This window comes from Thermogemmatispora argillosa (assembly GCF_059696725.1).
In genome coordinates, this window is the sequence record NZ_AP019377.1 from 3,657,129 (window position 1) to 3,670,289 (window position 13,161).

At 57.8% G+C, this 13,161-nt stretch carries 11 protein-coding genes; 10 read left to right on the forward strand and 1 reads right to left on the reverse strand.

The features are described from left to right. Positions 1-184 precede the first annotated feature (184 nt). A complete protein-coding gene (locus tag AC6H1L_RS14255) occupies positions 185-811 on the reverse strand; it encodes a HEPN domain-containing protein (RefSeq protein ID WP_497598155.1) in 627 nt (208 codons plus the stop codon). 558 nt (positions 812-1,369) lie between these two features. Between AC6H1L_RS14255 and AC6H1L_RS14260 the strand changes: the two genes are divergently transcribed. From AC6H1L_RS14260 to AC6H1L_RS14305, 10 genes are all read left to right on the forward strand, one after another. Beyond that, positions 1,370-2,002, forward strand: a complete 633-nt coding sequence (locus tag AC6H1L_RS14260) for an RNA polymerase sigma factor (RefSeq protein ID WP_497598156.1) — start codon at positions 1,370-1,372, stop codon at positions 2,000-2,002. Then, entirely contained in the window at positions 1,999-3,045 is a 1,047-nt protein-coding gene (locus tag AC6H1L_RS14265; RefSeq protein WP_497598157.1) for a hypothetical protein, read from the forward strand. The genes AC6H1L_RS14260 and AC6H1L_RS14265 overlap by 4 nt, the downstream gene beginning before the upstream one ends. 145 nt (positions 3,046-3,190) lie before the next feature. After that, on the forward strand, positions 3,191-4,378 hold the full coding sequence (locus AC6H1L_RS14270) for an acetyl-CoA C-acetyltransferase (RefSeq protein ID WP_497598158.1): 1,188 nt from the start codon (positions 3,191-3,193) through the stop codon (positions 4,376-4,378). Between the two features lie 376 nt (positions 4,379-4,754). Beyond that, positions 4,755-5,744: a glycosyltransferase family 2 protein gene (locus AC6H1L_RS14275; RefSeq protein WP_497598159.1), complete on the forward strand. Its 990-nt coding sequence runs from the start codon at positions 4,755-4,757 to the stop codon at positions 5,742-5,744. Positions 5,745-5,828: 84 nt separating this feature from the next. After that, positions 5,829-7,124, forward strand: a complete 1,296-nt coding sequence (locus AC6H1L_RS14280; RefSeq protein ID WP_497598160.1) for a glycosyltransferase — start codon at positions 5,829-5,831, stop codon at positions 7,122-7,124. After that, positions 7,121-7,915 (forward strand): class I SAM-dependent methyltransferase, encoded by a 795-nt coding sequence (locus tag AC6H1L_RS14285; protein WP_497598161.1) that lies wholly within the window; start codon positions 7,121-7,123, stop codon positions 7,913-7,915. The genes AC6H1L_RS14280 and AC6H1L_RS14285 overlap by 4 nt, the downstream gene beginning before the upstream one ends. A 137-nt stretch (positions 7,916-8,052) precedes the next feature. Then, on the forward strand, positions 8,053-9,081 hold the full coding sequence (locus tag AC6H1L_RS14290) for an NAD-dependent epimerase/dehydratase family protein (RefSeq protein WP_497598162.1): 1,029 nt from the start codon (positions 8,053-8,055) through the stop codon (positions 9,079-9,081). A 365-nt stretch (positions 9,082-9,446) separates the two neighbouring features. Next, entirely contained in the window at positions 9,447-10,307 is an 861-nt protein-coding gene (locus AC6H1L_RS14295) for a lysylphosphatidylglycerol synthase transmembrane domain-containing protein (protein WP_497598163.1), read from the forward strand. A gap of 150 nt (positions 10,308-10,457) precedes the next feature. Next, on the forward strand, positions 10,458-11,660 hold the full coding sequence (locus AC6H1L_RS14300; RefSeq protein WP_497598164.1) for an efflux RND transporter periplasmic adaptor subunit: 1,203 nt from the start codon (positions 10,458-10,460) through the stop codon (positions 11,658-11,660). Between the two features lie 31 nt (positions 11,661-11,691). Continuing rightward, positions 11,692-13,134, forward strand: coding sequence for a tetratricopeptide repeat protein (locus AC6H1L_RS14305; RefSeq protein WP_497598165.1), 1,443 nt, complete (start codon positions 11,692-11,694; stop codon positions 13,132-13,134). The last annotated feature ends 27 nt before the right edge of the window (positions 13,135-13,161 follow it).

Consider the following 13,161-nt stretch of genomic DNA (forward strand, 5'->3'; position numbering starts at 1 on the left):
TTGCTTGCGTCACGAAATACTCCTCCCAATTGATAGAATTACTCAGGATCTATAGAAGCCGGATCACAACGCCAGGGGAATCCTCCTCATAGAGGATAGGCAGGACGGAGCGCTGCAAGCAACCGGGTCGGCGCTGACCCGCGCCGCTAGACCGCGCTGGAGAAGGTAAGCGCTCAGCCAAGCTCTAGACGCTGGCAGAAAAGATCCTTCCCCTGGCCCAGCGCAAGACACGGCGGGCACGCTCTACATGGCCATTGGCCTCGGCGGCGCTAATGACCTCATCGGCCTCCTCAGGAGGCGTATCGACATAGAATGTCTCAGGATGGAAAGGAGTGAGAGCCTCCATATCGCGCAGAATCTCAAGCGGCGCGCCGACACGCTCGCCCAAGGCCCGCAGATCATGGTTATAAGGGGAACGACGCCCGAAAAGGAGCAGGCTCACCGCCTGAGCGGCCTTCTCTGCTACCTGGTTGCAGTAGTCGACACAAGCAAAATGCCGACCAAGGTTCAGCTCCAGACTGGCGGTGGCCATATCCTGGGCAGCTTCGGCGAACAGGGCTAATGCTCCCTGCAGGTCGCCTCCTGCTGGCTGGGGGGCTTCCGTCTCCTCTTCGTCCCCTGCCTCTTCTGTATCTCCTCCTCCAGGCCCTGCTGTCCTTCGGGCTGATAGTGAGGCAGCCTCTTCCCCAGTGTGGGAGATAGGGGCCTGCTCCGACTGCTGCAGATGAACACCTTCTAGCAGCAATCGCTCCAAATCCTCCTCTGGCTGATGCGGTAGAGGGGCGTCGCCCGCTGTGTGGCGCTCTGACATCTGAAAAGCTCTCCCCAGTGCTCGCCCAGGGGCAAACCGGCCAGCTAGCGCCCCGGGCGACTGTTCTCTTGGCTCAAACGACCTGTCCCCTGCCCGTAACATATCGGGCTTTTCGCTTATCGATACCTCTGTGTGTTTCTCCTCTATATTAGTCCTGTCAGCGCGTGGTGTCAATGCAGGTTCGCCAATCATAGAGAGAGAACGATGCGAGGACGGCTCTCTCTGTAGATCATTCCTGGTGGGTCTTTTCTTATCATGAAGTGTCTCTCCCACTAAGGCTTGAGCCGGAAGGCTTGAAAAAGCAAGCGCGCTGGCTCGTGAGAGGGATAGGGAGAGCGGTAGCTCCTGAGAAGCACTTTCCCAGGATTGCTGGCCTGTCGTCGGGCATCTCCTCAGTATGCACTGGCATGTTCTATTCACCGGGCGTTCCTGCTATACTTAGGTATGCATGTGCATCCTGGTAGCAAGCTCACTGAAGGTGGCGAGGGTGCCGGTAACGCGAGTAACGCTGATGTCGCCGCTGTCGCCGAGGCCCGGAGAGAAAGAGTACATGTCAGCATGACCGAGAAAACGCCTGCGCATTCGCAGAGAGCTGGCTCTGAATCTTTTGCTGCTGATTCTGATGATAATGCCCTGGCCCTAAGCAGGCTCTATGAGCGCTTCAGCCGGCCAATTCACTCCTACATTTATCACCTGCTGGGGAACCGTGAGGATGCCGATGATATGACGCAGGAGGTCTTTATCCGTGCCTGCCTGGCCTGGGACCATCTGCATGACCGCGAGAACCTGGCTGCTTGGCTCTATCGCATTGCGACCAATCTCTGCGTCGACCTCTTGCGCAGGCGTAAGCGTATCGCCTGGTGGCCTCTCTCTTTGAGTAGCCATCAAGGTAATCACGATGAAAGCTCGATCTCTGAGGAGTTTGCTTTGTTGCTGGCCGATAGCGGCGGTATCCCCGAAGTCATCGAGCGCGAGCATATCCGCGCTGCCCTGGCAGCTATGCCCTTTGATTATGCTGTCGTGCTCGTGCTGAGTGCCGTGCAGGGCCTGCCCTATCAGGAGATTGCTGCTATCATCGGAATCTCCCCCAATGCTGCGGCGACACGTATATCTCGGGCGAAAAAGATGTTTATCGAACGCTATATCCGCATCGGGCGTGAACATCTGAAGGGGGAGGAACGCCGGCGATGAGCGAGGCAAGGCATGAGCCTGGTTTGCCACCACTGCCATCAGCTCATGAAAGCGGACCCCAGGTCTGCACAACTATTCAGCTCTACCTGGCCGTGCTTGATGATCTGAGCTTTGAGCAGGCGCAGGCCGTGCTTGAGCATGTCTACGATTGCTCTTCCTGTCTGCAGACTTATCGTCTCTTCAATCAGGTGAATCAGCTTCTGCGTAATCTAGAGCAAACACGCCCTTCTGCCCGCGTTGATCGCGCTGTTTATCAGGCTATTGCAACTCGCTGGGGGGCATCCAGGAATACCGCTGTGGCACAGCCTGAGGAGAGGCGCCAGGAGCAAGCGTACAGCGTTTCGCCCGCTCGCTCGCGCTTGACAGCTCTGCGACGCCCGGCCCGACGTCCCCTGCTTCGACGCCGTCTCTTCCTCTTACCGGCGGTCGCGGCTCTGCTGCTCCTGGTGCTTGGGGCCTCGCTGGGGGTAAGCATCTTCTGGCACCCGTCGCAGGCTTTTGCCTTGCCTCCGGGACTCTCCTGGAGGGGCTATGTGCTCTATCATCGTCAGACGAAAATGAGCGATGAAGGGCTGCCCTACCGTGTTGAAACCTACCATAACCTGGGCACGGGCGAGCTACATATCGAGGCCACTATGCCCGGGCGCCTTGATGTGGTATTGATCAGCGACGGTCAAACGGTACTTGGGCTAGATATGATGCACCATGTGGCTCAATGGAATCCCTCACGCTGGAATGTCCAGGATACAGCATTTGATCTTGAGCAGTTGCGCCGTGATCTCCAGCAAGGGAGCGCGCACTATCTTGGTGAGGGAGACTTTCAAGGGCAAACTGTCTACCGTATTTGGCTGCCCAGCGATTATATCTTGCTGCTAGATGAGCACTACCGTCCGGTCAATCTCCTGTATGCCAGTGGTGCTGAGCAGGGGCAACCGGTCTACGAGAGCGTGCGCCTGCTGCCGGAAGACCAGGTCCCCGAACATCTCTGGGAGATGCGTCCTCCCTCGGGCTTTTTGCCAGGTCAGCTCCCTGCCGAGCCTTAGCCTCGCTCCGGTTCTTGCTTGCTTGCATTGTTTCCAGGCTACGGGCTACAATGGGACAACGAGAGAGCAGCCGCGTCTTCTGATAGAGGGCTGTTCCAGCAATGAAGCAGTTTGAGAGGCTACACTGGCAGCAGGAGCATACATCATGGCAACAGAACCAGTGCCTGTGATCGTCGGCGCGGCCCGTACTCCGACGGGGAAATTCTTAGGGGGGCTTGCGAGCTTTACAGCCCCTCAGCTTGGGGCCATTGCCATCAAGGAGGCGGTGCGCCGTTCAGGTATCGCTGTCGAGACTATCGATGAAGTAATTATGGGCAATGTGGTCTCTGCGGGGCTAGGGCAGGCCCCGGCACGCCAGGCGGCGATTGGGGCCGGTCTGCCGGTCGAGATCCCTGCCTTTACTGTTAACAAGGTCTGTGGTTCCGGCCTTAAGGCTGTTATGCTAGCAGCTCAGGCCATTCGCGCTGGCGATGGACGCGCCTTTGTCGCCGGTGGCATGGAGAGTATGTCGAATGCCCCTTATCTCTTGCCCAAGGCGCGCACTGGCTACCGCATGGGACATGCCGAGCTGATAGACGGCGTCATTCATGATGGCCTCTGGTGCGCCTTTGAGCATATGCATATGGGGAACGAGGCAGAGATTATTGCCGAGGCCTTTGGCATCTCCCGCGAGGAGCAGGATCGTTTCGCATTGGGAAGCCATCAGAAAGCTGCGGCAGCTACAGCCGCAGGTCGCTTCAAGGATGAGATTGTTCCTATTGAGGTCAAGCAGAAAGGCGTTAGCGTCCTGGTTGAAAGCGATGAGCCGATTCGCCCTGATACCTCGTTGGAGGCACTGGCCAGGCTTAGACCGGCTTTCCAGGAGCAGGGAACGGTCACGGCGGGCAATGCTCCTGGACTCAGCGATGGAGCATCAGCGACGGTGGTGGTGGAGCAGACACTTGCTCAGGAGCAGGGTTTGCCGGTGCTTGCGCGCATTATTGGCTATGCCTCGGCGGCCATTACTCCCCGCTATATTTTCGCAGCACCTACACGCGCAGTCAGACGGCTGCTGGAACGCACTGGCTTGCGCCTGAGTGACTTCGACTTGATTGAGGTGAATGAGGCTTTCGCGGCTCAAACGCTGGCCAATGGGAAGGAACTGGGCTGGGACTGGAACCGGGTGAATGTGAATGGTGGCGCTATTGCCCTCGGCCATCCGATCGGCTCCAGTGGCTCGCGAATCTTGATTACGCTCATCTATGAGCTGCGCCGCCGCGGTGGAGGACGTGGCTTAGCAACGCTGTGTCTGGGCGGTGGTGGCGCCGTTGCCTTGGCTGTTGAGGTCTCGTAGACAGCGCGATTTTCCTCCGGTTACGCCTGGCTCCTCGCCGATTCTGCCTACCTCAGTGAGCGCCAGAACCGGCGAGGAGCAGAGAAGAGCGCTTCCTCAATCTTCCTTGCTTGCTGCTTACCCTCTTCACTAAGATCCTGGACGCTTTCTGTGCTTCTTGACTCCTCCTTCGCTCTCCTTTTTTGAGTATCTCGTCGATTCCTGCTTACAACACCTCTCTTTCTGACCAGCCTTCCTATATTAGGGTCATATATATGATTCATTTAAAATAATCAATATCAAATAAATCGAAGAAAAAGAAGTTACTTCTGCCAATGTGAATCGTCAAAATAGATGTCTTGGAAAATTAAATACTGGAAGGTTGAAACATATAAACATGGGTAAACAAGCTAGCTCTTTATCTGTGGTTATTCCTGTGCACAATGAAGTTGGAAACCTGGCGCTTTTACAGCGCAAAATCAGAGAAGCTATGCATAATATGCCTCTTGAGTACGAAATTGTCTATGTTGATGATGGCAGTACTGATGGCAGTTTCGCCCTGCTAGAGCGGCTGGCGGCGCAGGACCCCTCTGTCAGGGTAGTGAGGCTGAGCCGCAATTTTGGCCAGACGGCAGCTCTGGCTGCTGGGATAGCTCACAGCCGTGGCGAGGTGCTGGCGCTGCTCGATGCTGATCTCCAGAACGATCCGGCGGATATCCCTCGGCTCCTGGCGAAGCTGGAAGAGGGGTATGACCTGGTGAGTGGTTGGCGGCGGAGGCGACGGGGAGATCCCTGGCTGCGTTGCTTGCTTTCCCGCTTAGCCAATGCCATTGTTGCCAGGGCTACAGGTGTCCCTTTACATGACCTCGGTTGCACACTCAAAGTCTATCGCCGCACGGTCTTTGCTCATATTCCCCTTTACGGAGAGACGCACCGCTTTATCGCCGCCTATGCCTCCCTGGCCGGGGCACGCGTTGCTGAGGTTGAAGTGGTTCATCATCCCCGGCATGCTGGACGCTCACACTACGGGCTTGATCGGACGCTGCGGGTGCTGCTCGATCTCTTGCTCTTGAAATTCTATGGCAGCTTCGCAACGCGTCCTCAGCAGCTGCTGGGCCTGCCCGGGCTGCTGGCGCTCGCCCTGGGTCTGGCCTTCCTGCCAATTGCTCTGATGAAAGCCTTTTCGCGTGCAGGCAGGCTCCATAGATCCCAATGGGCGGGGCCGTTGTTGCTGGGGATGGCAGCCTGTTTCAGTTTCGGTCTCCTCTCGCTCCAGCTCGGCGTACTGGCAGAGATGCTGATGCGTACCTACTATGAGTCTCAGGGCAAGCAACCTTATATTGTACGCTGTACGGTCTCTGGTGCAGAAAGCTGTGAATGCTGGTAGCTCCTCTGAATAGGCTTAGTGGGTAAAGTTTTACTAAACTTCTGTTTGTGGCGAAAGTTGTAAGGGAAGAAGCAGGGAGAACACATGAAGATCCTAGTAATTGCTCCTCAACCCTTCTTTGTCCCCCGTGGAGTGCCTTTCAGCGTCTATGCCCAACTGCGCGCCCTGAGCGAGTTGGGCCATCATGCGGACGTGGTGACTTACCCGTTTGGAGAGCCGGTGACGCTGCCCCGAGTGCGCATCTGGCGTGTCCCCCACTTGCCCTTCGTGCGTGAGGTGCGGATTGGCCCTTCTATTGCAAAACTGTGTCTCGATCTCGTGCTCTGGCTTTGGGCTTGTTGGCGGCTTTGCTGCCAGCGTTATGACTGTCTTTGCTCCCATGAGGAGGCTGGAGTCGGCGGCGTTGTGCTTGCGCGGCTTTTCCGCTGCCAGCATGTCTATTATATGCACTCAAATCTTGCCCAGCAGGCGGCCTGTCTGGGCTATTCACGTCGGCGCTGGATGCTGCGCATCTTGGACTCTCTGCAACGCTGGGTCATTCGCCATGCCAGTGCGGTAGTGACGATCTGTCCTGCTCTGGAGCAAGAGGCCTGGCAGATGGGGGCTCGTGGCAAGACCTATCTGATTGAGAACGTCATCTTGCCGGAGGAGCGGGCAGAGATACTATCGATGATCCCCGGAGGACGGTATCCGAAGGAGCCGGGCGCTGCAGGGCTGCCAAAAACGCCTGGCCTGCCTGCGGCAGCTCCGGCGCCAGGCGAGACCGTGACCAGCCTCAGTCGGTATGAGTTGCTGCCTGAGTCCTGCGAGGCGGGGCCACTGGTGCTCTACACCGGAACGCTGGAGCGCTACCAGGGGATTGATCTGCTGCTAGAGAGCGCTGTCCTGGTACGACGGCGCTGTCCCGCAGTCCGTTACCGGATCATTGGCGGGCGACAGGATCAGATTGCGGCCTTGCAGCTGCTCTGTCGTCGTTTGAGCATTGAGGACGGGGTGGAATTTCTCGGCCAGCTTCCTCCTTCTGAGACGGCTGCCTGTCTGGAACAGGCGACAATCCTGGTTAGCCCCCGCTGTGCAGGGACCAACATGCCGCTGAAGCTGGCAAGCTACCTGTACTCTGGCAAGCCTCTGCTGGCGACCTCAATCGCTGCTCATACTCAGGTGCTGACTCCCGAGATAGCTCTGTTGGTACCCCCAACATCGCATGGGCTGGCTGCCGGTACTCTCTTCCTCCTGGAGAATCCGACCTACGCACGGGCTTTGGCTCGTGCTGCCCGGCGGTTCGCTATCAGACGCTGGAGCTGGTCCTCCTTCGTAGCCCAGCAGCAGCGCCTCTATACCGAAGTGGTCGCTGCTGAGGCAAGGAGGCCCTGCCAATGAAAGGCTATTTGCGTGATCTTTTCGCCGAGGCTGCGGCTGAGGAATGGCACCTGCCTCGCTGGCTGGGTCATCTCTATCTGGCACTACTGGAGCCTCCGCTTGGGAAGACGATCCGTCTTGATCTGCTGCGTGCAGTGCTGCGCGGCTATAGTGTGCGGGGAGAACGCTGGCTGGATCTTGGCTGTGGTATTGGCGATCTGACGCTAAGATTGGCGGCCTGCGGCGCTCAGGCGGTAGGGATCGAGCGCGATGAGCGCAAGGTTGCTCGTGCAATCGCTGTGGCCTCTCGCGCAGGGTTACCTAACGTGCGCTTTCTCGCCGCTGATGTCTGTCGGCTCAGGGAGCTAGAGCTAGGCTTGTTCGATGGTGTCTGTTGCCTGGCGGTCCTGGAGCACATCAGGGATGACCTCGCGCTGCTCAGAGAGATCGCTGCTGTGTTACGCCCCGGGGGCCTCCTGGTGTTGCAAGTCCCTTCGGCGTGTCGAAAGGTGCTGCCTGCCGCTGAAAGGGAAGATGGCCACGTGCGCCCCGGCTATGCTGTGCCTGAAATGTATGCTTTGCTCGAAGCCAGTGGCTTTCGTGTGGTCCGAGACGATTCACGTGACCCTCTCAATCTTATGTACTGTTGGTGCCTCTGCGCCCGGCTGTTGACAGGGGCGTTTGCAGGCCGTCGCCTCCGCGGTCCCTGCTTCGCCGCATTGGCCCCGCTCTTTCTTCCTCTCATTCGCTTCTCTTCTCGCTGTATAAGGCGAACTGGGAGCGAGTTAGCTTTCTTAGCTGTGAGGTGCTGATCGTGAGGAATACAGACTGTAGCATCGCTGGCTGTGGGTATCTCCCGATTCTTCAGCCTTCTGATTCTGATCTTAAGCTTATTGACCGATTTATAATCTCTTTCTCTACAACAAAGATAAGTGGCGGAGGAAGACGTATGCGCTGTCTTATTACCGGTGTCGCTGGTTTTATTGGGTCCCATCTAGCTGAGCGTCTGCTCTCTGAGGGGCATGAGGTCTGTGGCATCGATGTCTTTAGCGATTGCTATCCGCGCCAGATCAAAGAACGGAACCTAGAGGGACTCTTGACGTCCAACCGCTTTGACTTTATTGAGGGCGACCTGCTGCGGCTGCCTCTGGTCTCGCTGCTCGATGGCGTTGACTGGGTGTTTCATCTCGCTGCGCGAGCCGGTGTGCGGCAGGGATGGGGCAACGAGTTTGTCCGTTATGTGGATGCCAATGTACTGGTTACTCAACGTCTACTGGAGGCTGCTGTCCGCGCGGGAAATGTGCGGCGTTTCATCTGCGCCTCCTCTTCGGCGGTCTATGGCGAGGCTGCGCGTTTGCCTGTCAGTGAAACGGCTCCGCTCCGTCCCGTTTCTCCCTATGGGGTAACCAAGGTTGCTACTGAGCAGTTATGCATGCTTTATCACCATAACTATGGCCTGCCGGTGGTAATTCTGCGCTACTTTACTGTCTATGGCCCTCGTCAACGACCTGATATGGCTTTCTATCGCTTCTGTTCTGCGCTGGTCAATGGACAGCCTGCTCGTGTGTACGGTGATGGGCTGCAGACACGCGATGTGACCTATGTGGATGATGTGGTGGAGGCCAATCTGTTAGCGGCGGCGGCTCCTGCGGCAGTGGGGATGGCCTTTAATATTGCAGGGGGAGTGCAGGTCAGTATGCGCGAAGTCCTTGACTTGCTAGAGGAGATCAGCGGCGCTCCTCTGCCGGTGGTGTTCCTCGACGAGCAGCGTGGCGAGGCTCATGATACCTTTGCGGACATCTCGCGAGCCAGCCATGTTCTGGGCTACTCGCCGCGGGTGGGACTACGCGAAGGCCTGCAAAGAGAGCTGGATTATGTGATCGCTTATGCCCGTAGCCTGACGCCTCGTTTGTATCTTGGTTGGTCGTTGGCTGAGGATGATAGGCCGGATGCTGGGACTGGGGAGGAGAAACAATGAGAAGGCTACAGCTTACAATGCTCCCTGTTAGTCCGGCCTCTGACAAGAGGGAAAGCGCTAAGCCATCGGCCCCACAAAGTTTCTCTCGGCCAAGGGGGCTGACGCGCGTCAGGCTGTGCCCTCTGGCTAAGGAAGCGGAACTACCTTTTTTAGCCAAGCCCACCGATGAGGCGGGCCGCTTGCCGAGCGCTGCTTTACCAGGAGACGGGCCCTCTGGTACGGGAAGCTCTGGCGATGGCGCCCCTCATGCTCTGGGCAGCAAGCCCAGAGCGGGGATCTGGCGACTAGCGTTAGGGATGGTGATGTTGGTAGCTACGAGTGGGCTTGTCTGGAGGCTGCTTGCCACTCCTCCTGCGTGGAAGGAGTTGGACCACAGCCATATCAGCTATGCCTGCCTGCTATTGGGAGGCATCGGTGGACTGCTCGGTGTTGTGCTCAGTGCTTCCCAGTGGCATGCTCTCTTGCTGGCCCAGGGCAAGCGCATCGACTTGGCCGAGTTGATCAGGCTCTATCTGATAGGTATCGCTTTTAGCCACTGGCTGCCGTTGGGGATAGGAGGCGATGCTATCAAGGCTCTCTACTCGGGTCGAATGCTCGGCTCCTACGCGTTGGCCATCGCAACGCTGGCCCTGGCGCGCTTGCTGGGTTTGCTGGCATTGGGCCTGTTGCTCGGGGGGACGCTCTGTATGTGGGGGCAGCTCTTGCCTGCCCCCTTGGAAGCCGTGACCGCAGCGGTCAGCTTGCTCATTACGCTCTCTCTGATGGCTCTGTTTGGGGGGGCCAGGCTAGCCAACAGGCAGGCTAAAGGGTCTCGGCTGGAGGATAGATATAGCCCTCCTCGCTTTCTGGGGGGCAAGGAGCTAGGGGCAGCGCTGCTGGCAATTGCTGCCAGGCCAGGTGCTTTCCTGCCATCGCTGGGCCTCAGTCTCTCTTTCTGGGTCGTGGCCACGCTGAATTACTATGGCTATGGCCTGGCCCTCGATATCCATCTGCCGCTGCCCTGTTACTTGGTAGCCATTGCGCTAGCGGCTCTTGCTGCTGCGCTCCCTCTCTCGTTATGGAATGGCCTCGGGTTACGGGAAGGTACTCTGATCTGTATCCTGGCTCTTTATCATGTGCCTGCGGCTAAGGCTTTGTTGCTGGCTGGCTGTGCAGGTGCTCAGGGGATGGTGCTGACGCTCAGTGGCTGGCTGGTCTATGTCCTGCGAAGGAAGGGGGAACAATGAGCCATGACTCAGCAGCCACCAGCTAAACCTAAACGACGCCAGTTCAAGCCGGGCCTCGGTAGGCCTGGGTCCCAAGTGCACTTTTGTTTCGATGATGAGGAGAACACGCTTGCTCGGCCTTCCCTTTCAGGGTCGACAGATGAAATGGGAATGGCGCAAGATGCTAGAACCGGCACTGATGCTGAGGTGCAGTCTCAGCAGTCTCGGAGGGCTTTCATCCCTCAGCCCTTGCCGCTGGCGCGATCTGGGGAATGGGGGGAGCCGCCAATTTGGCAGATCGCGACTTTACGCCTGCGGATTCTTCCAGGCGCATGGGAGCGCCATCAGCGTCGCCGCCGCTTTTTTGTGGCTCTTGTGAGTAGCTGTCTGCTCTTTTTGCTCGTGGTGGGCTGGCTGGCTTTGCTACGCTCGTCAGCGCCGGCGGTGATCCTCTATCAGGCTCAAGGTCAGGACTACGCTCAGAGCCTGGGAGGCGAAGGCCTGGTCTATCCTCAGAGGCAGCTCGCGCTCTCTCTCCCCTTCGCAGGCAAGGTGGATGCTGTGCTGGTTAAAGTAGGCGACTCTATCGCAGCCGGTCAGGCCGTGTTGCGCCTCGATCCAGTGGAGTTGTCTCTACAGTTGAAGCTGGCCAGGGATGAGATGGCGGCGGCGGCGAGTTATTTGCAAGACGTGATGTCCAGCGGTAATCCGACCGCCGTGGCTCAGGCGCGTCAGCGCTATGCGCTGGCCAAAAGTAAGTATGAGGCTCTGCAGACTCGTTCTTCATCCTTGCTTGCGGAGGATTGCTTGCTGGCCCCACTCAGCGGAGTCGTGACAGCTATCAATGTCGTAGCCGGTCAATCCTTCTCCGCGAATTCTTCCTTGTTGACAATCAGTGACCAGTCGACAGTAATCGTGCATACCCGGCTACCCTTAAGGGCTCTTGGATTAGTCCATGTCGGTCAGTCTGCTGAGGTCTTTGCCGCCACAGGGGCTGCGCCTGTGCTTAAGGGGACGGTACTGACCATTGTGCCACGGGCTGACCCGCAGACTGACACGTTCGAGGTCTGGGTGGGACTGGATAATCGGCAGGGAATGCTCCTGCCGGGTATGAGCGTCTTCGTGCGCATTGCGGCGCAGGGTAAAGCGCTGGGACTGCCGCGGCTCGCCATCCTTGATCTAGATCTGGCACCTGCTGTCTTTATTGTCCAGCAATCCAAGGCTCATCTGCGTCCGGTGCACGTGATAGCGCGTTCTTCTGCCCGAGTCTTTATCGATACTGGTCTGAGCAGCGGGGACCTGGTCGTTTTGGTCGGTTTGGCTGACCTGCGCGATGGACAAGAGGTGCGAATAATCGGCACCGAGAAGGGCTAAACTCAATAGGTGGAAATGGGAGAAGAGAACGATGAAGCAAGGGGTTCATGCTCTGGTGATGGGGCCGGGACAGGGGTGCTGGACATGGTGGATGCTTGATCGTGGCCGGCTGCTCCTGGCTGGGGTCGTGATGCTAGGAGCGAGTAGTTTGCCCTGGTTAGCAGATCCCTTTCATGGGGGATATTCCCCGTGGGAGATTCCACTTGCTCCAGGATGGTCATTAGCAGCACCAGGTACGGCAGGCTCCCTGCTGACCAGTGTTGGGGCTGGCTCTGTAGTGGCGGCTCTCGTTTGCCTGGGCTGTGCTGCTTGGGGGCCATTAGAGCGTGCTATCGCTGCTGCTTCCTCTGATAAGCGATGCTATGGCTATCGTTTAGTCGGAATTTGTTGCTTATTGCCACTCTGTCTGTTCCTACTCCACTTTGTGTGCATCGACACTCAGCTTGGCGATGAACTGGCTTATCATAAGCTAGAGGCTCAGCTGATCCTGCGTCACTTAGGCTACAATCTTCCCCGGGACTGGTGCCCTGTCACAGCTCCCTTCGCGCTGGACATGGCGACGTTCCATTGGCGCCTCGTCTTGTTGGTGGATCAGCTACGGCCAGGAGCCCTGCTACCGCTGGTAGGCCTGAGTTTATGGGGGCGCTGGCCGAAACGCGGGGAAAGGTCCTGCACCTTCCTTCAGGCGGGCTTTTTACGTCCGCTCTCTCTAGTAGCCTTAGTAGCCTTGGTAGGAGGCGGCTCTCTCTTGCCGGCGATTGGGACCCCACTATGGGGATGGCTGTCTATGCAACAGGTAGATTTGGCCATCGCCGCAGGCGACTATCAGCAGGCTCTTGGCTGGTTAGAGCTGTCTCGCCAGGCTGCCCCAGCCACTGGCGACTCTGCGGCCTATCAGGAGCGACTTGGCCAAATCCTTTCTGGTTTAGAGCCTCACTCGCAAACGGAAACGGTGAGCTTTGCACTGGCTCGCGCCTTTCTTCAGCAGCGAGCTTACTTGCGAGCCTATCAAGTACTATTCCCCCTCTGGTTAAGCCATGTACGGCAGAAGGAGCCTCCTGATCCCTGGCTAACTACTGCTCTGAGTGAGGCTCTGGCGGGCCTGGTGGAAGCCGCCTGGCCTCCCGCCTTGCTCTCGGGGGATACGCCGGCACGGAACCACAGACTGACCATTGCTCAGGGCTGGCTCATGCGTCTCGTGCTGGTCAATCCTCATAGCCTCTACGCGCATTATCTTCTGGGGAGAGTTGCCTATGAGCTTCACAACTATGGTGGCTGCCGGGCTGAAATGAGCAACGTGCTGGCGCTCTCCTCGGATGACGATCTCCGCTCGTCCGCCTACACCTACATTGGCCTGGCAGAAATTGCCCTAGGACACTCTGTGCAGGGGCGGGAGGCCTTGCTCATTGCTGTCGCGCTTGATCCCGACTATCGCAATAACACGGCACGTGAGGCGCTCTCTGGATTGCACTAAGATGCTTTGAGATATGAAAAAGTTCTA